Source organism: Geodermatophilus africanus, from assembly GCF_900107105.1.
GTDB lineage: Bacteria > Actinomycetota > Actinomycetes > Mycobacteriales > Geodermatophilaceae > Geodermatophilus > Geodermatophilus africanus.
On the sequence record NZ_FNOT01000008.1, the window covers coordinates 62,705 to 85,489 of the forward strand.

Below are 22,785 nucleotides of genomic sequence, written 5' to 3' on the forward strand. Positions count from 1 at the left end.
ACCCGGCCCCCCGGGGCGGATGCGCCTGGCCGCTACGCCCGCGGCGAACGGCGGCGGCGCCACCAGCGGGCGCGCACCGGCACGGACGGCGGGGCCACCACCGGCCCGGCAGCCGACGGCGGCGGGCGGGTGGCGTGCCACAGCCGCACCAGCGCGTCCTCGTCGGCCAGCCCCGGGACGGCGTCGGGCCCGTCCGCCGGCCGCCGCCAGTGCTGCTCCACCCGCGCGTTGAACTCCGCCACCGTGGCGCGCACCGCGGCCTCGCTGGGCAGCTGCGGCACCCGCAGCGCGAGGTCCTCCCGCTCGCGGCGCAGCGCCATGCCCGGCGGCAGCAGGTCGCGCGGGTCGGCCTGCTGGCGACGCGCCCACTCCAGCGCCCACTCGTAGCTGGTCTGCTCCCTGTCCCGCCGCGGCAGTGGACGGCCGGCACCCTCGAGCCCCTCGAACGCCCCGCGCTGCTGCGCCTGGGTGATCTGGTGGTCGATCCAGGTCTCGAAGGCCATCCCCGGGGGCTTGCGCTCGGTCATCACCCTCCTTGGTACCCCGTCTCGTGCGGCCCCGTCAGCCGCTCGACGAGCCAGCCCGCCGCACGGTCGGCTGCCTGCCCCGGGGCGAGGAAGTGGACGAGCAGGAGGCCGTCGACGACCGCCAGCACACCCGCCGCGGCGTCCGCCCGCTCGCCGTCCGGCACGTCGAGCCGCGACCCCAACCAGGACGACCACCCCTCGGCCACCGCCGCCGCGACCGTCCGGTGCGGCTCCTGGCCGCGGGCCGCCAAGCCGCTGACCTCGACGTACAGCCGGAGCGAGGCCTCGGCGGCCGGCTCCTGCAGAGCCGTCGCGAGCCCGCGCAGCAGCGCCGCCGGGGACACCGGGTCGGCGGGCAGGGTCGCCGCGAACTGGGCCTGCAGCCGCTCCCCGACCGTGCCGAGGACGGCGGTCAGCAGCTGCTCCCGGGTGCCGAAGTAGTACAGCAGCATGCGGTCGCTGGTCCCGAGCGCCGCAGCGAGCGGGCGCAGCGACAGGGTGGCGACACCGTGGCGGAGCACGTGCTCCACCGCTCCCGAGAGGAATGCCTCGCGCTGCTCCGGCCGACCCCTTCCCCCTGTCATGTAGCAGACGCTACAGTCCCGGCCGTGTAGCACTCGCTACAAACGAGGAGGCGACCATGATCACGCAGCTCGAGATCCCGACCCGGGTGGGTCCCGTCCCGGTGCGGGTGACCGGCGACGGGCCGGCCGTGCTGGCCGTGCACGGGGCCCTCGTCGACGGCCGGCTGTGGGACGAGACGGCGCGACACCTCGCCCCGCACGCGCGGGTAGTAGTCCCCGACCTCCCGCTGGGCGCGCACCGGCGAGCGGTCCCCGACCGGTCCCGGCTGACACCGACCGAGGCCGCCGGCGCGGTCATCGACGTCCTCGACGGGCTGGGCCTGGACAGCGCCGTGCTGCTCGGCAACGACACCGGGGGCGCGCTGGCGCAGCTCGCCGCGGCTGCCGAGCCTGCGCGGGTCGCCGGCCTGGTGCTCGCCGGGTGCGACGCGTTCGAGCACTTCCCACCGCCGCTGCTCCGCCCGCTACCGGCCCTCGCGGCGATCCCGGGGACGACCCGGCTCCTGGTCCGCACCCTGGCCGTCCCGGCGCTGTTCGCCGACCCCGGCCGGCTCAACCCGTTCACCACGCGCGGCTTCGGCCGCGCGCTGGTCCACGACTGGCTGCGCCCGGCCCGCACCGACCCGGCGGTCCGCGCCGACCTGACCGCGTTCCTGCGCGCCATCCGGCCGGGACCGCTGCTGGCCGCCGCCGAGGCCCTCCCGGCACTGGCCGGACGGGCCGCCGTGGTGTGGGGACGCCACGACCGGGTCTTCCCGCCCCGCGACGCCGAGCGGCTCGCCGACCTCCTGGGCACGTCGGTCACCTGGCTGGACGACGCCCTGACGTTCGTCCCCCGGGACCGGCCGGACGCGGTCGCCGACGCCGTCGGGAGGGTGCTGACCACCGCCGCCCGCTGACCTGTCGCGCCGTTGCCGGATCGTGTCTTGACCTCCAGCACCGCTCGTGCGGGGACCCCGGCGTCCTCGCGGAGGGTGGCGACCTGCCACGAATGGGTGAACCAGCAGCTCAGCGACCTGTGCACGCGGCCGGGAGGCCCCACGCTGGCCGTCGTGCCGCTGTCCGTCCCCGGCTTGCCCGACGTGCCGCCCGAGCTGGCCGGACCGGTCGCGGTGGAGCTGGCCAAGCCGGTGCGCGACCTCCCGCGGGCCGACGCGCTGCCCGGCGGCGTGCTGTACGAGCCCAAGTGGGACGGCTACCGCCTGGTCGTCGTCCGCACCGGCGGCACCACCCGGGTCTGGTCCCGCCAGGGCCGCGACCTGTCGTCGCGCTTCCCGGACGTTGTCGCCGCGGCCGTCGCGCAGGTGCCGCCGGGCACCGTGCTCGACGGCGAGGTCGTCGTGTGGAACGGCTCGCGGCTGGACTTCGGGCTGCTCCAGCAGCGGATGGTCGCCCCGCGCGGCCGGGTCGGGACGCTCGCGGCCGCCGCGCCGGCCTCCTACGTCGCCTTCGACGTGCTCGCACTCGGCGGCGCCGACCTGCGCGGCCGCCGGCTGCGGGAGCGGCGGGCCGCCCTGGAGGAGCTCGCCGCCCGCTGGGCCCCGCCGATGCAGCTCTCACCGGTCACCACCGACCCCGCCGAGGCCCGGCAGTGGTCGGTCGACTTCCGCCCCGCCGGGGTTGAGGGCCTGGTCGCCAAGGGCGCCGGCAGCCGGTACGCGCCCGGCCGCCGCGAGTGGCTGAAGGTGAAGTCCTGGGAGTCGACCGAGGTGCTCGCCGGCGGCGTCATCGGGTCGCTCGAGCGGCCCAGCCAGCTGGTGGCCGGGCGGTACCGGGCCGGCGAGCTCGTCGTCGTCGGCCGGACCAGCCCGCTGGCGCCCGCGCAGTCCGCCGAGCTGGCCGCCGTCCTCGCGCCGGCCGGGCCGGACCACCCGTGGCCGGACCGGATCGGCACCGGCGCCTTCGGCGGCGGCCGGCTGTCGGTGCCGCTCACCCGCGTGCGCCCGGACGTCGTCGTCGAGGTCAGCGCGGACGCCGCGCTGCAGGCCGGCGTCTTCCGCCACCCGATGCGTTTCCTGCGGGTCCGCCCCGATCTCGCGCCTGACGACGTGCCCGGGGTCTGATCCCGGGCCTCTCGCGCCCCTCGACGGACGGCCGCGCCCCGATCAGCGCTGCCGGTCAGGGGCTCCGGCCCCCACCCATCGACGGCCACACCTCAGCTGGGCACGCGGCCGAGGGCGATCAGCAGCCGGCGCAGCAGGCCGGCGAGGGCGTCGAGGTCGTCGCCGGAGAGCCCGGCCAGCAGCCGGCGCTCGGTCTCCAGGTGGTCGGGCAGCGTGGCGTCGAGGGCCGCCCGGCCGGCCTCGGTCAGCGTGACGACGACGGCCCGCCCGTCGGCCTCGCTGCGCTCCCGGGTGATCAGCCCCTTCTCCTCCAGCCGGTCCAGCCGCTGGGTGATGGCGCCGGAGGTGACCAGCGCGGTCCGCATCAGCGCGGTGGGGGTCAGCTGGTACGGGGGCCCGGCCCGGCGCAGCGCGGCCAGCACGTCGAACGAGGGGACGTCGAGGCCGTGACGGGCGAAGGTGGCGCGCTGGGCGAGGAAGACCTCGCGCTGGAGCTGGGAGATGCGCCCGACGACCCCCATCGGGCTGCAGTCGAGGTCGGGGCGCTCGTGGGCCCACTGGGCCAGGATCTGGTCGACGGCGTCCCCCACGCCGGTACCTCAGCAGTGAGGTATCGACGCCGTCAAGCCGGGTGGAGGCGGGTGCTGAGCCGGACGGTGAGCCCGGCGGGGCCGGGCAGCAGGTCGACGGAGTCCCACAGCTTGCGGGCCAGCCACAGGCCCATGCCGCCGCGGCCGAGGTCGGCGCCGTGGGCCGGGCGGAAGCCGGCGAGCGGGTCGGCGAAGGAGTGCCCGGAGTCGGTGATGGTGCAGACCACCCGCTCGTCGTCGGCCCAGATCCGCGCCGACACCGGCCGGACGCCGTGCCGGAAGGCGTTGGCGGCGACCTCGGCGGCGGCGAGGTGCAGGTCCTCCCGCTGGTCGCGGTCGGGCACCCGGGCGGAGAGGGCGGTGCCGATCTCGTGGCGCAGCGCCACCAGGCTGGGGACGTCGTCGAGGGCCAGCACCGGGGCGCTGTCCTCGACCGGCTCGCGCGGCCAGGGCAGCTGCGCCAGGTAGTCGGCCGGGTCGCGGTAGGCCGGGCTGCGCGCCCACGCCCCGTCGTGGACCAGGTACGGGTGGGTGGCGGCGGCGGCCTCGACGACCGCCGCGGGCAGCCGGCGCCGGTCGTAGACGCACAGGCAGTCGATCGGCGCGTCCTGCATGACGCGGTTGGCCGCCGACTCGAACCGCAGCCCCTCGCGCCAGCCGGCGGAGGTGAACCCGAAGTCGACCAGGGAGAGCACCCGGAGCTGACCGGAGCTCGCCTGCTCGGCGGTCCGCCACGCGTGCGCCAGCGCATCGGGCGCCCGGGCACCCAGCAGGCTCAGCCCCGGGTCGTCGCGGACCTGCCGGGCCCGATCGCCGAGCTCGCCGCACAGCAGCGCCACGACCTCCGGCGGGCAGGCCAGGGCGACGGAGTTCCCGGCGCGCAGCCCGGCCTCGAGGAAGGGCAGGGCGACGGCCAGCAGGTCGGCCTCCCCGCGGACCACGGCGACCGCGTGCCGCGACAGCACCGGGGACCCTGCCGCGCTGCGCGGGTGCGGCGGGCACGCCCGGGGCTCACCCACCGCTCGGTCCACCTCGTCCGGTCCTCCCTCCGGCCGGGGGCTCCCGCCGGGTGCTGGCTCATCCTCGTACACGGCCACCCCCGCTCCTCGGCGGGGTACCCGGTGACCGCGCCGTCACGCGAGCGCTACGCCCGGGACGAGCTCGTCGACCCCGGCCAGGGCGAGGATCCGCGCCGGCGGCGTCCCCGGCCGGGTGCGCACCCGCAGCTCGACGCCGGCCTGCCGCGCCCGGGCCACCGCCTCCAGGACCAGCCCGACCCCGGCGCTGGCCAGGTAGTCGGTGGCCGTGAGGTCCAGCGTGACGACCGCCCCCGAGCCGAGCTGCCCGAGCCGGGCGAGCACCTGCTGGCGGACCTGCCGGGCGGTGGCCAGGTCGACCTCGCCGTGCACCGCCAGCCGCGTGCCCTCGGGTTCGTCGTGCACGGCCACGCTCGCGCCGCCGTTCCAGGGCGGCCGCGCCGGACCGGGCTCCGGGCGGGCCTGCGGGGCGGGGACGGGGGGCGCCATGCGGAAGCGGACGGTGGTGCCCTGGATCCCCGGGGCGTGCACGACCTCGACGTCGGTCCCCAGCGCCTCGATCAGCTCCAGGCCGCGGCCGCGGTAGCCCCGGTCGGCCGGCGGTGGCCGCCACACGCCGGTGTCGCACACCTCGACCCGCACGCCGCCGTCGGCCTCGCGGGCCACCACGTAGCTGCACTCGCCCTCGTCGGGGGACGCCGCGTAGGCGTGCTCGACCGCGTTGGCCAGCGCCTCCCCCAGCGCCAGCTGCAGGTCCTCGGCGGTCTCCTCGGGCAGCCCGGCCGCCGCCGCCCACGCCGTCACGGCGCGCCGGACGGCGGAGAGCCGGCGCGGGTCGGCGGCCAGCCGTTCCTCCAGCGGCTCCGGCACCAGCCGGGCGGCGATCAGCGCGACGTCGTCGGGCTGGTCGGCGTCGGCAAGGACCTCGACGAGCAGCCGCCCGGTCAGCGCGACCGGGTCGGCCGCCGCGTGGCGGGCGGCGGCGGCCCGGACCCGCTCGAGCCCGTCGTCGAGGACCTCCCCGCGGCGCTCGACCAGTCCGTCGGTGTAGAGCAGCAGCGTCGCGCCTGGGGCGATGTCGACGGTGCCCTCGGTGTAGGGACGACGACCGGGCGCGCCGAGGACGGTCCCGGACCCCTGGCCGTCGAGCAGCCGGGCGCCGTCGGGTGTCACCAGCAGCGCCGGCGGGTGACCGGCCCGGGCCCAGGTGACCGTGCCGGCCGTGCCGTCGACGACGAGGCAGGCCGCGGTGGAGGCCAGCGCGCCGGGCAGCCGGGCGGCGAACCGGTCCAGCAGCTCCAGCGCCTCCGCCGGGCCGCAGCCCTGCAGCAGCGCGGTGGACAGCGCGCTGCGCAGCTGGCCCATCACCGCGGCGGCGGCCGGCCCCTGGCCGACGACGTCCCCGACGGCGATCGCGATCCGGTGGTCGGCCAGCTCCACGACGTCGTACCAGTCCCCGCCGGCCTGGGTGCCCTCGGCGCCGGGCAGGTAGTGCGCGGCGAGCGCCAGCCGCTCCAGGGCGGGCAGCTGCGCCGGCAGCAGGCTCAGCTGCAGCGTCTGGGCGATGCCCCGCTCGGCCCGGTACAGCCGGGCGCGGTCGAGGGCCTGCGCGCACTGCTCGGCGACGGCGAGCAGCATCGCCCGGTCGGTGGCGGAGAAGCGCTGCACCTCCGGCCAGGCCACCGACAGGACGCCGACCACCCGGCCGGCCGCGATCAGCGGGAGGGCGACCACCGCGGCCAGCCCGAAGTCCCGCGCCGACGCGGCCAGCTCGGGCGCCAGCCCCAGGCCGGCCGCGGGCTGGGTCCGGACGTCCTCGATCCAGACCGCCTGTCGCTCGGTGACCGCGGTAGTGGCAACCAGCGGCGTCGACATCGGCACCGTCCGCCACATCTCGATCCCCGCCGGGCTGCCGCCGTCGATGGCCAGCACGGACAGGGCGCGGTGGGAGGAGTCGACCTCGTACACCGCGACCCGGCTGTGCGTGCCGGCCAGCGCGCGGACGTGGCCGCCGGCGGCCGCGGCGACCTCCTGCGGGGTGGTCGCCGCCGACAGCTCGGCGGTCGCCTGCTGCAGCAGGGCCAGCCGCCGTGCTGCCGCCCGCTCCTCGGCGAGCAGCGCCGCGTTGTCGACCGCCAGGGCGGCGCGCCCGGCGACCTCCTCGAGCAGCACCCGGTCGTCGTCGTCGTACGGCGGCGCGGCGCTGTCCCGCCCCAGCACCAGCACCGCCCGCAGCACCCCGCGGACCGCGAGCGGCACCGCGATCGCCGAGAGGGCGGACAGCGGCCAGCCCCGCTCGTCCTGGCCGGGCGGCGGCGGCCAGGACAGCTGCTCACCCAGCACGGAGGCGCCGGTGCCCAACACCTGCAGGCTCAGCCCGCTGTGCGGGTCGAGGGAGGCCATCGCGGCCTCGGCGGTGCCGTCCAGGCCCGCGATGCCGGCGAAGCGCAGCCGGCCGTCGTCCCCGAGCAGCCGCACGCTGCACAGGTCGGCCAGCCGCTGCTCGACGAGCAGCCGGGCCAGTGCGCCGAGCTGGCCGTCGACGGTGGTCTCCCGGTCCAGCGCGGTGCCCACCTCGGCGAGCAGCGTCTGGCGGGCCGTCTCGCGGGTCCGGGCGTTGATGTCGGTGCAGCTGCCCACGTACCCGGCGAACGTCTCGCCGGCGCCGATCGGCGCGGCCCGCTCCAGCAGCCAGTGGTACGTGCCGTCGGCGCGGTGCAGCCGGACGTCGACCTCCCAGCCCTCGCGGCAGGCGGTGGCCGCGGCGACCACCTCGGCGTAGCGGTCGCGGTCCTCGGGGTGCAGACCCTGCGCCCAGCCGTCGCCGACCTCCTCGCGGGCGGGCCGGCCGGTGAACTCGGTCCAGCCCCGGTTGACGAACACCCGCTGCCCGTCGGGGTCGGCCACCCAGATGAGCGCCGGCGCCACGTCAGCCATCGCGGTGAACCGCTCCTCCGCGGCGCGGCGGGTCCGGCCGAGCTCGAGGTGCGCGCCGACCCGGGCCAGCAGCTCCTGGGCCGAGAACGGCTTGACCAGGTAGTCGTCGGCTCCGGCGGCCAGGCCCTCGACGGCGGCCCCCTCGCCGGCGCGGGCGGAGAGCAGCACCACCGGGACCCGGGCGGTGCGCGGCTCGGCGCGCAGCGCCGCGAGCAGCCCGAGGCCGTCGAGCCCGGGCATCATCACATCGCTGACGACGAGGTCGGGCGGGTCGGCCAGCGCCGCCTCGAGCGCCTGCCGGCCGTCGGCGACCGCCCGGACCTCGTAGTGCGGGCCGAGCAGCCGCCGCAGGTACCCCCGCATGTCGGCGTTGTCGTCGGCGACCAGCACCCGCCCGGACACCGCGGCCGGACCCGGGACTGCGGGCGGCAGCTCGGCGCCGGGAGCCGCCTCACCGGCGGGCAGCCAGCGCAGCGCCTCGGTGACGAACGGGACGACCGCCGGTGAGACGGCGGGCGCGTCCCGCACGGGCTCGGCCAGCCGCTCGGGGGGCAGGTGGGTGGTGCCGAGCGGCAGGGTGACGGTGAACGTCGTCCCGGCGCCCGGGGTGCTCTCGACGTCGACGTCACCGCCGTGCAGCGCGACCAGCTCGCGCACCATCGCCAGGCCGATGCCGCTGCCCTCGCCCGACCGGCCGCGGGCGTCGGTCACCCGGTGGAAGCGCTCGAACAGGCGGGGCAGCTCGTCGGCGGGGATGCCGGTGCCGGTGTCGCTGACGGTCAGCCGCGCACCGCCGGCGTCCTGCCGCAGCCGCACGGCGATGCCGCCGGTGAAGGTGAACTTCAGCGCGTTGGAGAGGAGGTTGAGGACGACCTTCTCCCACATGTCCCGGTCGACGTGCACCGGCGCGGCCAGCGGCGGGCAGTCGACGGTGAAGTCCAGCCCCGCCCGGACGACGGCGGAGCGGAAGACGCTGGCCAGCTCCGCGGTGGTGGCGGCGAGGTCGACGGGCTCGAAGCGGGCCTCGATCCGGCCGGCCTGGATGCGGGAGAAGTCGAGCAGGGTGTTGACGAGCTTGCCCAACCGCTGCGCGTTGCGCTCGATCACCTCGAGCTCCTCGCGCAGCCGGGGGTCCGACGCCGCGGCCGGGGAGGCGCGCAGCTCGGCGACCGGGCCGGCGATGAGCGTCAGCGGCGTGCGGAACTCGTGGCTGACGTTGCTGAAGAAGTCGGTCTTGGCCCGGTCCAGCTCGGCCAGCGCCTCGGCCCGCCGCCGCTCGGCCTCGTAGCTGCCGGCGTTGGTGAGCGCGGCGGAGACCTGGTGGGCGACCAGGCCGAGGAAGCCGCGGTAGTCGTCGTCCCAGCGGCGGTGCGGGTTGAGGCCCACGACGAGGAAGCCGGCGAGCCCGGCCCGGTCGGGTGCCGAGGAGGCGATCGGCAGCGCGGCGCCCTGCACCGGTGGTGAGTCCCAGGCGCCGGTCGGCAGGCCGGGGCACCGCTCGCCGAGGTCGGGCACGAGCACGGCCTCGCCGCCCAGCAGCCGGGCCAGCGGCCAGACGCCGTCGTCGGTCAGCACCCGGGGGACGGCGGTCGACCCCGGCTCGATGCCCACCGCGCCGCCCAGCCGGGCGGTGCCGTCGTCGTCGAGCAGGTAGACCGCGCTGAACGGCAGGTCGGTGCGGTTGCGGGCGAGCTGTTCCTCCGTGCCGGCGAGCACCGCCTCCTCGGAGCGGGCCGCCCCGAGGGCCGCGGCGAGGTCGCGCAGCGTGCCCATCCGGCGCTCGCCGACGACCTGCTGGGTGGTCTCGGTGACCACGCAGAACAGGCCGCCGTTGCTCCCGTCGTCGGCGGGCAGGGGGCTGTAGGAGAAGGTGTGGTACGTCTCCTCCGGGTAGCCGCTGCGCTCCAGGAAGAGCAGCAGGTCCTCGTCCCAGGTGGCGGTGCCGTCGCGGAGCACCGCCTGCGTGCGCGGCGCGATGTCGGGCCAGATCTCGGCCCAGACCTCCGACGCCGGCCGGCCCAGCGCCCACGGGTGCTTGGCCTGCAGCGTGTCGTGCCGGTAGGCGTCGTTGTAGAAGAAGGCGAGCTCCGGACCCCAGCCGGCCCACATCGCGAAGCGCGACGTCAGCAGGATCCGGACGGTGTGGCGCAGCCCCGAGGGCCACTGCTCCGGCGGCCCCAGCGGCGTCTGCGCCCAGTCGACGGCGGCCATCGCGCGGCCGACCTCGCCACCGCCGGCGAACAGCGAGGCGCCGGGGTCCCCACCGTTCACTCCGCCATCACGAGGGGATCGTAGGTCGGGGGCCACCACGGCCGGTTGCGGGCGGGGCGACGCGCGCGGTCCGACCGGCGAGTCGGTCGAGGACGGCGCGGTCGACACCGGTCGCCGCGCGCACCTCGGCGTCGTCGACGGCCCCGCAGTCCAGGCCGCGCAGCACGACCGTGGCCAGCGCCCGCGCGGTCGCCGGCTCGTCGAGGACGCCGCCGTCCACCCGGTCCAGGTAGGCCGCCAGCCGGGCCGCCGCGGCGGGCAGCGCCGCCCGGAAGAAGGCGTAGGTGGCGGTGTAGCGGGGGACCAGCTGGGCCGGGTGCAGGTCCCAGCCCTGGTACAGGCCGCGCTCCAGGGCCCGGCGCACCAGCCCGGCGTGCAGCCGCCAGGCCGCCTGGACCTGCGTGCGGTCGCCGACCGGCAGCACGTTGCACGAGCCGTCGACCGCCACGGCCCCGGTGCCGGCGACGGCGACCTGCATCACCTGCTTGGCGAGGTCCAGCGCCGGGTGGTCGGAGGACTGGTGGGCTGCGGCGATGCCGAGCGCGGCGCTGTAGTCGTAGGTGCCCGAGTGCAGCCCGGTCAGCCGGGGTCCGGCCGCGTGCACCAGTCGCGCGGGGGTCACCGCACCGTCGGGGCCGACCACCGCCTGCGGCGTCTCGACCTGCAGCTCGAGGTCGAGGGCGACGCCGTGCACGGCCTCCAGCGCGTCGAGCACCGAGAGGAAGGCCCGCACCTGCTCGGCGTCGGTCACCTTGGGCAGCGTGACCGTGGCGCGGGGGACGCCGGCCAGACCGCCGAGGAACAGGTCGAGGGACCGGACGCTGCGGCGGCGGGTCGGGGGCTCCAGGCTCTTGGCCCGGATGCCGAGCTCCGGCGGGGCGGTGCCGGCGGCGACGTCGGCGGCCACGACCGCGGCGGCCCGCAGGACGTCGTCGTCCTCCCGCTCGGGTGGGCCCCGGTAGCCGTCCTCGGCGTCCACCCGCAGGTCCTCGACCGGCTCGGCGGCGAGCTTGGCGCGCACCCGGGGCAGCACCTGCTCGAGCAGCGCGTCGTCGTACCCGAGGTCGGGCAGGCCGTGCTCGTCGAGGGCGGCCAGCGCGGCGTCCCCCCAGGCGGCGGCCAGGCCGGGGACGACGGCGTCGGCGGGCACGTAGCAGGTGTGCACCGGCTGCCGCGTCGTCCGGTCGCCCGGGAAGGCGGCGGCGCGGGCGGCGTCGACCGGCGCGAGCCGCCGGTCGAGCTCGGCGAGGACGTCCTCCGGGAGCGGCATCCGTCGACCCTGCCACGGCGACCGCCGGCTGCCATCCTCGTCGCATGGCCGCCCTCGACGACTTCAACGCCGAGTCCGCCGACCGCGCCGTCCAGGCCCTCCGGACGTGCAACGCCGCGCCGCGGTTCGCCGCACAGGTCGTGGCCGGCCGGCCCTACCCGGACGTCGACGCGCTGGTTGCCCGCGCCGAGGAAGCCGTGCGCGGGCTGCCGTGGGAGGAGGTGGAGCTGGCGATCGCCGTCCACCCGCGGATCGGCGAGCGGCCGGAGGGCTCCTCGCCCGAGGCGGAGGCCTCCCGCCGGGAGCAGAGCGCGGTGGGCTCGGCCGACGACGCGACGCGGGCCGCCCTGGTCGAGGGCAACCGGGCGTACCAGGAGCGCTTCGACCGGGTGTTCCTCGTCCGCGCCGCGGGCCGGTCGCCGGAGGAGCTGCTCGCCGAACTGCGCCGCCGGCTGGGCAACGACGAGGAGGCCGAGCGCGCCGAGGTGACCGGCCAGCTCGCCGAGATCACCGCGCTGCGGGTGCGCGAGCTCGTCTCGTGAGCGAGCTCGCGAGCTCACGCAGGGGCACAGCAGCGTCACGAACCCGGCCGACGAGCGCCACCGAGGTGGACACGTGAGCGAGCTCGCGAGCTCACGCAGGGGCACAGCAGCGTCGCGAAGGCGGCCGACGAGCGCCAGCGAGGTGGACGCGTGAGCGTGTCGACGCACGTGCTGGACGCCGTGCTCGGGCGGCCGGCGATGGGGATGGCGGTGCGGCTGCTCGCCGGGGAGGAGCTGATGGCCGAGGGGGTCACCGACGCCGACGGCCGCTGCCGGCTGGTCGACGGGGCGACCGCACCGGGTGCCCACCGGCTGGTGTTCTCGACCGGCCCCTGGTTCGCCGACCAGGGCCGGGACACCTTCTACCCCGAGGTGGTGCTGGCCTTCGCCGTCCGCGAGCCGGCCGACTCCCACCACGTCCCGCTGCTCCTGGCGCCGTTCGCCTACTCGACCTACCGCGGGAGTTGACAGGCCCCTCCAGGGCACCGCCTGCCCGCGCTGTTCCACGTGCAACAGTGCGGCGCATGGCGATCCGGCTCGGCCCCAACCAGTACGGCAAGGCGGAGGTCCGCGTGGTCGCGGTGGACCGCAGCGGCCCGCGGCACACCCTGGTCGACCTGAACGTCAGCAGCAGCCTGCGCGGGGACTTCACCGCCGCGCACACCGCCGGCGACAACGCCCACGTGCTGGCGACCGACACCCAGAAGAACACCGTCTTCGCCTTCGCCCGGGACGGCGTCGGCTCACCGGAGGCGTTCGCGCTGCGGCTGGCCCGGCACTTCGCCGGCGCCTACCCGTGGATCTGCGGCGCTCGGATCGCGGTCGATTCGTTCGGCTGGCAGCGGATCGCCGTCGGCGGGCAGCCGCACGAGCACGCGTTCCGCCGCGACGGCGGCGAGGTCCGGACGGCGGTGGTCACGGTGGACGGCGCGGACGCGCACGTGCTCGCCGGGCTGCGCGACCTCGCCGTCCTCAAGACCACCGGCTCGGAGTTCTGGGGCTTCCCGCGCGACCGCTACACGACGCTGGCCGAGACCCGCGACCGCATCCTGGCCACGGCGGTCACCGCGCGCTGGCGCTACAGCGCTGCCGACCTGGACTGGGACGCCACCTTCGACGTCGTCCGGACGACGCTGCTCGAGACCTTCGCCGTCACGCACTCGCTGGCGCTGCAGCAGACGCTCTACGCGATGGGCGAGGCCGTGCTGGAGCGCTGCCCCGACGTCGCCGAGGTGCGGTTGTCGATGCCGAACAAGCACCACAACCTGGCGGACCTCTCGGCGTTCGGGCTGGACAACCCCGGCGTCGTGTACCACGCCGACGACCGCCCCTACGGGCTCATCGAGGGCACCGTGCTGCGCGACGACGTCCCTCCCGCCGAGGTCGCCTGGCTGGGGACGCCGGGCTTCTGCTGAGCGGCGGTGTGTGCACGCAGCGCAGTCTCGAGCGCGCCGGGACCGCGCTGCGTGCACACCGTGAGGCGCGGACGCCGTGCCCGGTCAGCGACCCCAGCTGTCGTCCTGCGGCGCACCCTCGATGCCGATGCCGCCCAGGAGCACGGTCGCGTGCACCCGCAGGTCGGCGCCGCGCTCGTCGTCGGTGTGCACCAGCCCGTCGTCCTGGGCGAAGCCCACCCCACCCACGCCCTTGCAGTCCCACCACACCTTCCAGCCGGCCGGCACCGTCAGCCCGACCCCGCCCATGAGCGCCCGGACGGTGAGGTCCACCCCGCCCGGCACGTGCGGGACGGCGCCGAGGTCGAGCTGGACGCCGCCCATCAGCACGTCCAGCCGCACCCGCGACAGCTCTGGGTGCACCGGCCGCAACTCGTCGCCGCCGACCACCACGACCCGCCGGATGCCGGCCGTGCTCTCGTCGCCCTCGTTCTTGCGCCGGGCCACCAGCCGGCCGACGACGGCGAGCGCGGCCTGCACCGCCCACCAGCGCAGCAGCCAGGGCAGCACCCTGCGGACGGTGGACGGCAGGGTGCGCGGGGTCGTCATGCCGTCAGCGTGCCCGCCGACCCGTCCGGTGCCCAGGCCCGGGCTCCTGGCAGCACCGACCGGCCTGGGCGGGCCCTCCTGCAGGGGCCCGCCGCGAGCCGGCGAGTGGTGGGGACAGGGGATCGGCTCAGTACTGGAAGCGCTGCACCGACGCGCTGAGCGTCGAGGCCATCCGGGCCACCTCGTCCATCGCCGTCCGGGCGTCGGTCATGGCGCGGGTCGTGGCGGTCGCGGCGCCGGCCACCGCGGTGATGTTCTCGGCGATCTGCCCGGCCGACTGCGCGGCCTCGGCGACGTTGCGGTTCATCTCCGTGGTGGTCGCGGTCTGCTCCTCCACGGCGGCGGCGATGGTGCCCTGCGAGTCGTTGATGTGGGCGATGATCTGCGCGATCTCCCCGATCGCCCGCACCGCGCCCTCGGTGTCGCCCTGGATCGCCTCGACCCGCGCGGTGATGTCCTGCGTGGCCTTGGCGGTCTCCTGGGCGAGCTCCTTGACCTCGTTGGCGACGACGGCGAAGCCCTTGCCCGCCTCGCCGGCCCGCGCGGCCTCGATGGTGGCGTTGAGCGCGAGCAGGTTGGTCTGCTCGGCGATGGCGGTGATCGTCTTGACGACGCTGGCGATCTCGAGCGAGGACTCGCCCAGCTTGGCGACGGTCGCGTTGGTCGAGTCGGCGACCTGCACGGCCTGACCGGCGACCCGGGCCACCTCGCTGGCGTTCTGCGCGATCTCGCGGATCGAGACGCCCATCTCCTCCGAGCCGGCGGCCACGGTCTGCACGTTGACCGACACCTGGCCGGCGGCGTCGGCGACCACGCCGCTCTGCACCGAAGACTCGTCGGCCAGCCGGGTCATGTCCTGGGCGGTCGCCGAGAGCTCCTCGGTGGCCGAGGCGAGCGTCCCGGTGGTCTCGCCGATCGAGGTCAGCACGGCCCGCACGTTGCCCATCGAGGTCTCCAGCGCGGCGGCCATGCGGCCGACCTCGTCCCCGCTGTTCACGCCGGTGGTGCCGCGCAGGTCGCCGTCGGCCATGGCGGCCAGCACCGCGCCGACGCGCTGCAGCGGGCGCACGACCGAGCGGGTGACCACCCAGCCGAGCAGGGCCAGCACGACCACCCCCGCGACGGCGATCGCCAGGGCCAGGGTGATGGCGGTGCTGCGCTGTCCGTCCGCGTGCGCGACCGCGCCCTCCGCGAACGCCGACACGGCGTCCGCGAGCACCGGCAGCTCGTCCTCGAGCGCCGAGAACGTCTGACCGAACGCGGGATAGGCGGCCTGCGCGGCCACCGGGTCCTGCCCGGCGGTGGTGACGATCTGCTGGGCGGCGAGGAGGTACGCGTCGACGGCGGGGGTCACCTCCTCGACCGCCGCAACGATCTCCGGGCTCAGGCCGTCCCCGGCGATCTCGGCGAGGAGGTCGCGGAAGACCCGGTCGTGCTCGGCCAGGTCGGCGACCGCGCCCCGGTAGAGGTCGCCCTGCCCGCCGCTGACCAGCGCCTGGAGCACGTCGCCGCGGACGGCGTCGTGCATCATGTCGGCCGTCAGCACGTCCCCGGTCACCTCGGCGCTGGCGAGCAGGTCACCCGCGGTGGTCTCGGTGCTCTGCAGCGCCCGGATGGCGATCAGGGCGAAGACGGCGAGGACGACGGCGCCTGCGGCGACCAGCGTTCCGAGCTTCACGCCGAGGGGACGGTCGGACCAGAGGTTGCGCGCCATGCCGGCACTCCTGCGGGGAGGGATCGGCGCGGAGGTGCGCACCGTTGACACGCAGTTCGGCGCAGGCGTCGGACGACTACAGCCGAACCGCCCCCGTGCCGAGTCCTTTCTGGTTCCGGAAGGTGGCCCGACTCACGTCTGGGCGCGCAGCCGGTAGAAGCGGAACATCTCGTGCTCGACGGGGAGGACGTCGACCCCGGCGAACCCGGCCTCGCGGGCATAGCGCTCCAGTGTGGCCGGCCGCATCACCGTGCCGGTGCCTGCCGACGGCCGGGTGGACAGCCCGTCGGGCAGGCAGCAGGTGACGCTGAAGCCGTACATCAGCCGCTCCAGGTCGTCGCCGGGCGCGGTGAACCGTTCGGCCACCTTCTCGTCGACGACCAGGACGGTGCCGCCCGGGCGGACCATGCGGCGCATCGCGGCGAGCACCGCCACCGGGTCGGCCAGGTCGTGCACGCACTCGAAGGCGGTGACCAGGTCGTAGCTGCCGGGCTGCCCCGCGGCCGCGGCGTCCACCGTGGTGAAGCGCACCCGGTCGGCGACGCCGGCCTCCTCCGCGTTGTGCCGCGCCTGCTCGACGGAGGGCTCATCGACGTCGAAGCCGTCGACGCGAGCCTGCGGATAGGCGCGGGCGATCCCGATCGAGGACCAGCCCATGCCGCAGCCGACGTCCGCGACCCGGCCGCCGGCCCGGAGCGCCGCGTCGATCTCGGGCACGGACGCGAGGTCCTGCGAGGCCATGGGGCCCAGGAAGTACGGCCGGTTGCCGGCGGCCTGGGCGTTCCGGGCCTCGCCCATCTCGGCCCAGGACAGTCCGCCGCCGCTGCGGTAGACCTCGAGCAGTCGCGGCACGTTGCGGCTGAACACCAGCGCCTGCTGCACGAACGGTGGCATGTAGGAGAGGTCGTCCCGGTCGACGAGGACGGGGCGGTACGCCTCGGGCAGGGTGTAGCGCCGCTCGTCGGGGGCGGCGGTCTCGTCGTCCACCGTGAGGAGGCCGGCGACGGCCTGCTGCTCCAGCCACTCGCGGGCGTAGCGCAGGGCGGTGCCGGTGCGCTCGGCGAGCTCGGGCGCGGTCGCGGGAGCCTCGGCGAGGGCGCGGTACCAGCCCAGCTCGCTGCCGAGGTGGACCGCGGCCAGTTCGAGGGTGGCGATCACCCCGTCGAACAGGCGCTCGGCCAGCGCGGTGGTGGCGTCGACGGGCGGGGTGTCGGTCGTCGTCATGCGCCCCGACGGTGGCCCTCCCCGGATGGCCGGGCCAGGGCCGTCGGGCCTCGGTGCGGGCTCACCGGCGCGTCGAGACCGTCACGGTGAAGTGCCGGTCGGACGCGGCGACCTGGGTGGGGCCGACGAGCCGGCGCAGCGCGGCCCGGTGCGGCAGCCGGTTGTTGTAGACGCACCACAGCTCGCCGCCGCGCCTCAGCACCCGTCCCGCCGCGGCGAACAGCCGGTCGGCCGCGCCGGTGACCACGGCCGCGCCGAGGTGGAACGGCGGGTTGCAGACGACCAGGTCGACGCTGGCATCGGGGATGGACGACGCCGCGTCGTCCCGCACCACCCGGACCCGCTCCGCGACCCCGTTGGCCGCCGCGGTCTCCACCGCCGAGGCCACCGCCGCCGCGGACTGGTCACCGGCCAGCACGGTCAGCTCCGGCCGGGCGAGCGCGAGCGCGGTGGCCAGCACGCCGGTGCCGCAGCCGAGGTCCAGCGCCGTCCGGGCGTCGGGGGCCATCCGGGGCAGCACGGCGAGCAGCGCGCGCGTGCCGGCGTCCACCCTCGTGCCGGCGAACGCGGCGCCGTGCGCGCAGACCGTGAGCCCCAGGTCGGGGTGCGCCTGCCGGCGCGGGGAGGACGACGCCACGCCCGGCCGGGGCCCGCGGGCGACCAGCACCCGCGACTTCTGCCGGGCCAGCGTCGCGTGCACGTCGCTGAACCCGAGGCGCAAGACGTCGTTCATCGCGTGGGTCATGTGCTTGACCCGGCCGCCGACCAGCAGCGTGACGTCGGGCGCGGCCGAGGAGGCCACCACCTCGGTGAGCTCGCGCAGCGCGTCGAGGGACTTCGGCGCCTTGGCCAGCACGAGCCGGGCGCCGTCCGCCAGCCCGGGGCCCAGCGGCAGTGAGCGGTACGTGCCGGTCAGGCCGGTGCGCTCGGCGTTGCGGGCCAGCGCCAGCTCGCCGACGAGCAGGTCCTGGTGCACCCGGACGTCGCGGGCACCGGCGGCAACCGCGCCCAGGGTCAGCGCGCCGTGGGAGTCGTCGACGACGGCGACCGCACCGGGACCGGCCGCGGCGAGCAGGCCGGCGGCCTCGTCTAGCAGCAGCCGGTCGGTGGCGTCGACGGCGACCAGTTCCGGCGCCTCGACGTCCGGCTCCCGCCGCAGCTGCTCGAGGAGCCCGAGGTCGGCCACGCCGGTCACCACGCCGGCGGCCCCGTTGCAGGGTCCCGCCGCGAGCCTGCGAGTGGCGGGGGGCAACGGGGTCCTTCTTCAGACGCCCGACAGGCCCACGGGGCAGGACACGCCCGTCGAGTGGATCGGGCAGTAGCCGTTGGGGACCTTGTACAGGTACTGCTGGTGGTAGTCCTCGGCGTAGTAGAAGTCGCCGAGCGGCGCGATCTCCGTGGTGATCTCGCCGTAGCCGGCGGCGGTCAGCCGCTGCTGGAAGGCCTCGCGGCTGGCCCGGGCGGCCGCCTCCTGCTCCGGCGACGCGTAGTAGATCGCCGAGCGGTACTGGGTGCCGACGTCGTTGCCCTGGCGCATGCCCTGCGTCGGGTCGTGGTCCTCCCAGAAGACCTTGAGCAGCTGCTCGTAGGAGGTCACCGCCGGGTCGAAGACGACCAGCACGACCTCGGTGTGGCCGGTCTGCGCCGAGCAGACCTCCTCGTAGGTCGGGTTGGGCGTGTGGCCGCCGGCGTAACCGGCCGCGGTCGAGTAGACGCCCGGCTGCTCCCAGAAGACCTTCTCCACGCCCCAGAAGCACCCGGCCCCGAAGACGGCGGTCTGCATGCCGTCGGGGAACGGCGGCTGGATGCGGTTGCCGTTGACCGCGTGCAGCTCCGGGACGGAGGGCAGCGGGGTGGAGCGGCCCGGCAGCGCGTTCGAAGGAGCCACCGGCTGGGTCTTGAACCGGGAGAAGAACATGCTCCGAGCGTAGGCCGGTACCGCAAAGAGACCGGGTGCCACGGGCAGCGACCGGGCGCCCGACCTCGGCGGACACCGTCCGGGCCAGGCCGCCGGCCGGGTCCGTCCGGACGGAGGACACGTTCCCGCGGGAACGCCGACGAGGGCGGGGGCCCGACGGCGGTCCCGCGGGAACGTCGGTCGACCGGGTGCAGGATCGGGGCATGTCTGCGACGACGCGCGAGTGGCACCTGGCGGCCCAGCCGCACGGCGAACCGACCCCCGCGGACTTCCGGCTGGTCGAGGTGCCCGTCCCCGAGCCGGCCGAGGGGCAGGTCGTCGTCCGGAACGTCGTCATGTCGGTCGACCCGTACATGCGCGGGCGGATGCGCTCGGGGCCCTCGTACGCGCCGCCGTGGAAGGTCGGCGAGGTGATGCGGGGCGGCGCCGTCGGCCGGGTGGTCGCCTCGCGCGCGCCCGGGCTGCCCGAGGGCTCGTTGGTCCTCACCGACGCCGCGTGGCGGGAGACCGCCGTCCTCGACGCCGCCCAGGCCACCCGGCTGCCCGCGGCGACCGACGTCCCGCCGTCCTGGTTCCTGGGCGTGCTCGGCATGCCGGGACTGACCGCGTACGCCGGGCTGTTCCGGGTCGGCGCCTTCCGCGAGGGGGACGACGTGTTCGTGTCCGGGGCCGCCGGCGCGGTGGGCAGCCTGGTCGGCCAGTTCGCGCGGCTGCGCGGGGCCGGCAGCGTGGTCGGGAGCGCCGGGTCGCCGGAGAAGGTCGCCTGGCTGCGGGAGCTCGGCTCCACCGCCGCCTTCAGCTACCGGGACGGGATCACGCGAGGGCTGGCCGAGGCGGCGCCCGACGGGATCGACCTGTTCTTCGACAACGTCGGCGGCGAGCACCTCGAGGCCGCGATCGGCGCGCTCCGGGTGCACGGCCGGGCCGCGCTCTGCGGGTCGATCTCCGGCTACAACGCCGTCGAGCCGCCGCCCGGGCCGCGCAACATGAGCCTGATGGTCGGCAAGCGGCTCACGCTGCGCGGCTTCCTCGTCAGCGACCACGCCGACCTGCGCCCGGAGTTCACCGGGACGGTCACCGGCTGGCTGCGCTCCGGCGACCTCGTCGTCCGGGAGACCGTCCGCGAGGGGATCGAGCAGGCGGTGCCGGCCTTCCTGGACCTGCTGCGCGGGGGCAACGTCGGCAAGATGGTGGTCCGCCTCGCACCCGACCCCGACTGAGGTTCCCGCGAGCACCATCAGGGCAGACTGCCGATCATGTGGTTCCTCCTGATGAGCCGGGTGCGCACCTGGCTGCTGCTGACCGTCGTCGTCCCCCTCGCCACCGGCCTGCTGCGCCGGGCCGCGCGGGCTCTCGAGCGGCGCACCGGGTCCACCCAGGTGACCCGGGGGCTGTACAAGGCCGGCGACCTCGGCGACCGCGCCCGCGCGACGCTCCGCGGCGGACGCCGGCGCCGGCGCCGGTGACCACCGGCGGCATCCGCCCGGGCCTGGACCACGAGCCCGCCCGAGGACCGACCCGGGCGCTCGCCGTCTTCTGCCACGGCGGCACCGTGGCCAGCGTCCAGCCACCGAAGGAGCGGGCGCTGTCGCTGCTGCGGATGCGCGCCATCGAGCAGTTCGTGCGCGCCTCCGCGGCCGACCGCGGCCTGGGCACCTACGTGCTGCGCTACCGGGTGGCCGGCTGGAACGGGGTGGCCGCCGACGCGCACGCCGACGTCCGGTGGGCCCTCGGCGAGGTGCGCGAACGGCACGGCGACGACGTCCCGGTGGTGCTGGTCGGCCACTCGATGGGTGGTCGCGCAGTGCTGCGCGCCGGGGACGACGCCTCGGTGCGGGCGGTCTGCGCGCTCGCGCCGTGGACGCCGCCCGGCGAGCCGGTGGACCACCTGCGCGGCCAGACCGTGGCCGTCCTGCACGGCCGCGGTGACCGCTGGGTGCCGGCCGCACTGTCGGCCGACTTCGCCCTCCGCGCGGAGCAGGCCGGCGCGCACATCGCGCGGTTCACGATCGCCGGCGGGCACAGCATGGTGCGCCGGGCGCCGGTCTGGCACGCCTTCGTGCGGGACGTCGTCCTCGCCGGGACCGGGCTGGCGCCGTGGCGCGCCGACCTGCGGGCGGCCCTGGCGGGCCGGGAGCTCGCAGTCCCTCTTTGAGCCTCCGCCCCCTCCTTCCTCCTGCCAGTTGATCATGGCGATGATGCGACCGACCACGACGTGTCCGCGCGTGTCGCCGGCAACATGCCCATGATCAACGCGGCGTCGGGATCAACGCGGCGTCGGGCGGAGGGGTCCGCCGCTCAGGAGAACAGGGCGCTGTAGCCGTTGAGCGCCGGCTGCCCGCCGAGGTGCGCGTAGAGCACGGTGGACGACGGGTCGATCTCCCGGCGGCCGACGAGGTCGATGGTCGCGGCCATCGACTTCCCCTCGTACACCGGGTCGGTGACCACGCCCTCGGTGCGGGCGGCGGTCTCCATCGCGCGGATCGTCGTCTCGTCGGGGATGCCGTAGACGCCGGCGTGGTAGCGCTCGTCGAGCTCGACGTCGTCCAGGGTGAGCTCGCGCTGCAGGCCGATGGCCCGCGCCGTCCGCTGGGCGATCCGCAGCACCTGGTCGCGGGTCTCGGCGGGCTTCGCGGAGGCGTCGACGCCGAGGACCCGGCGCGGCCGGCCGCCCTGCTCCTCCAGCTGGGCGAAGCCGGCGACCATCCCGGCCTGGGTGGAGCCGGTCACCGAGCACACGACGACGGTGTCGAAGAAGACGCCGAGCTCGGCCTCCTGCGCGGCCACCTCGTACGCCCAGCCCGCGAAGCCGTGCCCGCCGAGCGGGTGGTCGCTCGCCCCGGCCGGGATCGCGTAGGGCGTGCCGCCGCGCTCCTCGATCTCCGCGAGCGCCGCCTCCCAGCTCTCCTTGAAGCCGATGCCGAAGCCGGCCTTGACCAGCCGCACGTCCGCGCCGGCCAGCCGGCTGATCAGGATGTTGCCGACCTTGTCGTAGACGGCGTCGGGCCAGTCCACCCAGCTCTCCTGCACGAGCACGCACCTGAGCCCGACCCGGGCGGCGACCGCGGCGACCTGGCGGGTGTGGTTGCTCTGGACGCCGCCGATCGAGACGAGCGTGTCGCAGCCCTTCGCCAGCGCGTCGGCGACCAGGTACTCGAGCTTGCGGGTCTTGTTGCCACCGAAGGCGATGCCGGAGTTGCAGTCCTCGCGCTTGGCCCAGACCGCGGCGCCGCCGAGGCGCTCGGTGAGCCGGTCGAGCCGGTGCACCGGCGAGGGGCCGAACAGCAGCGGGTACCGCGGGAAGTCAGACAGGGCCATCGGGGGTCTCCTCCAGCTCGGACAGCAGCGCCGTCCAGATCTCGGTGGTGGTGGTGACGGCGGCGTCGGCGTCGTGGTCGGCACAGGCGGCGATCAGGCGGTCGTGCAGGTCGACGGACTCCGCGCCGTGCGCCGCGGCGAAGCGCCGGCGCTCCAGCCGGCGGACGGCGGGGGTGAACCGCTCGACGGTCGCGGTGAGCGCGGTGTTGCCGCAGCGGACCAGGAGCACGCCGTGCAGGTCGTCGTCGGCGGCCAGCGCGGTGTCGACGTCCCCGGTGCGCACCGCGGCGGCGAAGCGCTCGTTGGCCGCGCGCATGGCCACGACGTCGTCCGGGGTCACCGCGGGCACGGCCTCGCGGACCGCGAGCTCGTGCATCGCCCGGATGACGACGGCGGCGTCGCGGACCTCCCGCACCCGCAGCGGGGTGACCCGGGTGTGGCTCTGCGGCTTGGCCTCGACCAGGCCCTCGTCGGCCAGCCGGGCCAGCGCCGCGCGCACCGGGGCGACCGACAGGCCGAGCCGGGCGGCCAGCTCGGCGTCCTTCACCACCGCGCCGGGCTCCAGGTCGCCCGAGACGATCGCCGCGCGGATGCGCTCGAGGGCCACGTCGCGCAGGAGCACGCGGGGGACGGGGGCGAGGACCACAACTGACATCTCAGATGTCAGCCTGCGTCACGTCAAGAGGCTGGCCGATCCGGTGCGGTCGTTGGCGGGTCGGGATCTCGTGACGGGCGGGCCGCGGCCGGACAGTGCTGGCATGTCCACCGACTGGACCTCCCCCGCCGA

21 protein-coding genes are annotated in these 22,785 nt (G+C 76.3%); 8 read left to right on the forward strand and 13 right to left on the reverse strand.

The window, feature by feature from the left end:
* Positions 1-32: 32 nt before the first annotated feature.
* Both BLW63_RS15520 and BLW63_RS27380 read right to left on the reverse strand, forming a co-directional pair.
* Positions 33-527, reverse strand: coding sequence for a DnaJ family domain-containing protein (locus BLW63_RS15520; RefSeq protein ID WP_091158155.1), 495 nt, complete (start codon positions 525-527; stop codon positions 33-35).
* Positions 527-1,111, reverse strand: a complete 585-nt coding sequence (locus tag BLW63_RS27380) for a TetR/AcrR family transcriptional regulator (protein WP_211517128.1) — start codon at positions 1,109-1,111, stop codon at positions 527-529. Before BLW63_RS27380 ends, BLW63_RS15520 begins: the two co-directional genes overlap by 1 nt.
* Positions 1,112-1,167: 56 nt before the next feature.
* Here BLW63_RS27380 and BLW63_RS15530 point away from each other — a divergent pair, with 56 nt between their 5' ends.
* The gene (locus tag BLW63_RS15530; protein ID WP_170856797.1) at positions 1,168-2,010 is read left to right on the forward strand and encodes an alpha/beta fold hydrolase; all 843 of its coding nucleotides are present in this window, start codon (positions 1,168-1,170) and stop codon (positions 2,008-2,010) included.
* A gap of 96 nt (positions 2,011-2,106) precedes the next feature.
* The gene (locus BLW63_RS15535; protein ID WP_244522602.1) at positions 2,107-3,174 is read left to right on the forward strand and encodes an ATP-dependent DNA ligase; all 1,068 of its coding nucleotides are present in this window, start codon (positions 2,107-2,109) and stop codon (positions 3,172-3,174) included.
* 92 nt (positions 3,175-3,266) lie between these two features.
* Here BLW63_RS15535 and BLW63_RS15540 read toward each other — a convergent pair whose 3' ends face one another.
* From BLW63_RS15540 to BLW63_RS15555, 4 genes are all read right to left on the reverse strand, one after another.
* Entirely contained in the window at positions 3,267-3,764 is a 498-nt protein-coding gene (locus BLW63_RS15540; protein WP_091158160.1) for a MarR family winged helix-turn-helix transcriptional regulator, read from the reverse strand.
* A gap of 32 nt (positions 3,765-3,796) precedes the next feature.
* Positions 3,797-4,783 carry a sensor histidine kinase gene (locus BLW63_RS15545; protein ID WP_170856798.1) on the reverse strand — a complete coding sequence of 329 codons (987 nt, stop codon included), beginning with the start codon at positions 4,781-4,783 and terminating at the stop codon, positions 3,797-3,799.
* Positions 4,784-4,897: 114 nt separating this feature from the next.
* Positions 4,898-10,009 carry a SpoIIE family protein phosphatase gene (locus BLW63_RS15550; protein WP_091158165.1) on the reverse strand — a complete coding sequence of 1,704 codons (5,112 nt, stop codon included), beginning with the start codon at positions 10,007-10,009 and terminating at the stop codon, positions 4,898-4,900.
* A gap of 7 nt (positions 10,010-10,016) precedes the next feature.
* On the reverse strand, positions 10,017-11,279 hold the full coding sequence (locus BLW63_RS15555; RefSeq protein WP_211517129.1) for a DUF6986 family protein: 1,263 nt from the start codon (positions 11,277-11,279) through the stop codon (positions 10,017-10,019).
* 44 nt (positions 11,280-11,323) lie between these two features.
* Between BLW63_RS15555 and uraD the strand changes: the two genes are divergently transcribed.
* The 3 genes from uraD (at position 11,324) to pucL (ending at position 13,236) form a co-directional block, all read left to right on the forward strand.
* Positions 11,324-11,821: a 2-oxo-4-hydroxy-4-carboxy-5-ureidoimidazoline decarboxylase gene (gene uraD, locus BLW63_RS15560; RefSeq protein ID WP_091158168.1), complete on the forward strand. Its 498-nt coding sequence runs from the start codon at positions 11,324-11,326 to the stop codon at positions 11,819-11,821.
* Positions 11,822-11,971: 150 nt separating this feature from the next.
* Positions 11,972-12,289, forward strand: a complete 318-nt coding sequence (gene uraH / locus BLW63_RS15565) for a hydroxyisourate hydrolase (protein ID WP_091158170.1) — start codon at positions 11,972-11,974, stop codon at positions 12,287-12,289.
* A gap of 56 nt (positions 12,290-12,345) precedes the next feature.
* The gene (gene pucL, locus BLW63_RS15570) at positions 12,346-13,236 is read left to right on the forward strand and encodes a factor-independent urate hydroxylase (protein ID WP_091158390.1); all 891 of its coding nucleotides are present in this window, start codon (positions 12,346-12,348) and stop codon (positions 13,234-13,236) included.
* Between the two features lie 84 nt (positions 13,237-13,320).
* Here the strand turns inward: pucL and BLW63_RS15575 are convergent, their stop codons facing one another.
* From BLW63_RS15575 to msrA, 5 genes are all read right to left on the reverse strand, one after another.
* Complete coding sequence (locus BLW63_RS15575; protein WP_091158173.1) at positions 13,321-13,824, reverse strand: hypothetical protein; 504 nt, start codon at positions 13,822-13,824, stop codon at positions 13,321-13,323.
* A 127-nt stretch (positions 13,825-13,951) separates the two neighbouring features.
* A complete protein-coding gene (locus BLW63_RS15580) occupies positions 13,952-15,538 on the reverse strand; it encodes a methyl-accepting chemotaxis protein (protein WP_091158175.1) in 1,587 nt (528 codons plus the stop codon).
* 132 nt (positions 15,539-15,670) lie between these two features.
* Positions 15,671-16,762, reverse strand: coding sequence for a class I SAM-dependent methyltransferase (locus tag BLW63_RS15585; protein ID WP_091158177.1), 1,092 nt, complete (start codon positions 16,760-16,762; stop codon positions 15,671-15,673).
* A 61-nt stretch (positions 16,763-16,823) separates the two neighbouring features.
* Positions 16,824-17,948, reverse strand: a complete 1,125-nt coding sequence (locus BLW63_RS15590; protein WP_091158392.1) for a class I SAM-dependent methyltransferase — start codon at positions 17,946-17,948, stop codon at positions 16,824-16,826.
* Positions 17,949-18,026: 78 nt separating this feature from the next.
* A complete protein-coding gene (gene msrA / locus BLW63_RS15595) occupies positions 18,027-18,680 on the reverse strand; it encodes a peptide-methionine (S)-S-oxide reductase MsrA (protein WP_091158180.1) in 654 nt (217 codons plus the stop codon).
* A 203-nt stretch (positions 18,681-18,883) separates the two neighbouring features.
* On the opposite strand from msrA, the gene BLW63_RS15600 reads away from it, so the two are divergent.
* From BLW63_RS15600 to BLW63_RS15610, 3 genes are read left to right on the forward strand one after another with little or no spacing between them, the layout of a single operon-like run.
* The gene (locus tag BLW63_RS15600; protein ID WP_091158182.1) at positions 18,884-19,900 is read left to right on the forward strand and encodes an NADP-dependent oxidoreductase; all 1,017 of its coding nucleotides are present in this window, start codon (positions 18,884-18,886) and stop codon (positions 19,898-19,900) included.
* Positions 19,901-19,936: 36 nt separating this feature from the next.
* Positions 19,937-20,146 carry a hypothetical protein gene (locus BLW63_RS15605; protein ID WP_091158185.1) on the forward strand — a complete coding sequence of 70 codons (210 nt, stop codon included), beginning with the start codon at positions 19,937-19,939 and terminating at the stop codon, positions 20,144-20,146.
* The gene (locus BLW63_RS15610) at positions 20,143-20,835 is read left to right on the forward strand and encodes an alpha/beta fold hydrolase (protein ID WP_091158188.1); all 693 of its coding nucleotides are present in this window, start codon (positions 20,143-20,145) and stop codon (positions 20,833-20,835) included. The genes BLW63_RS15605 and BLW63_RS15610 overlap by 4 nt, the downstream gene beginning before the upstream one ends.
* A gap of 143 nt (positions 20,836-20,978) precedes the next feature.
* Here BLW63_RS15610 and BLW63_RS15615 read toward each other — a convergent pair whose 3' ends face one another.
* Positions 20,979-21,998 carry a 1-aminocyclopropane-1-carboxylate deaminase gene (locus BLW63_RS15615; RefSeq protein WP_091158191.1) on the reverse strand — a complete coding sequence of 340 codons (1,020 nt, stop codon included), beginning with the start codon at positions 21,996-21,998 and terminating at the stop codon, positions 20,979-20,981.
* A complete protein-coding gene (locus BLW63_RS15620; RefSeq protein ID WP_091158194.1) occupies positions 21,985-22,653 on the reverse strand; it encodes a GntR family transcriptional regulator in 669 nt (222 codons plus the stop codon). Before BLW63_RS15620 ends, BLW63_RS15615 begins: the two co-directional genes overlap by 14 nt.
* Positions 22,654-22,785: the final 132 nt, after the last annotated feature.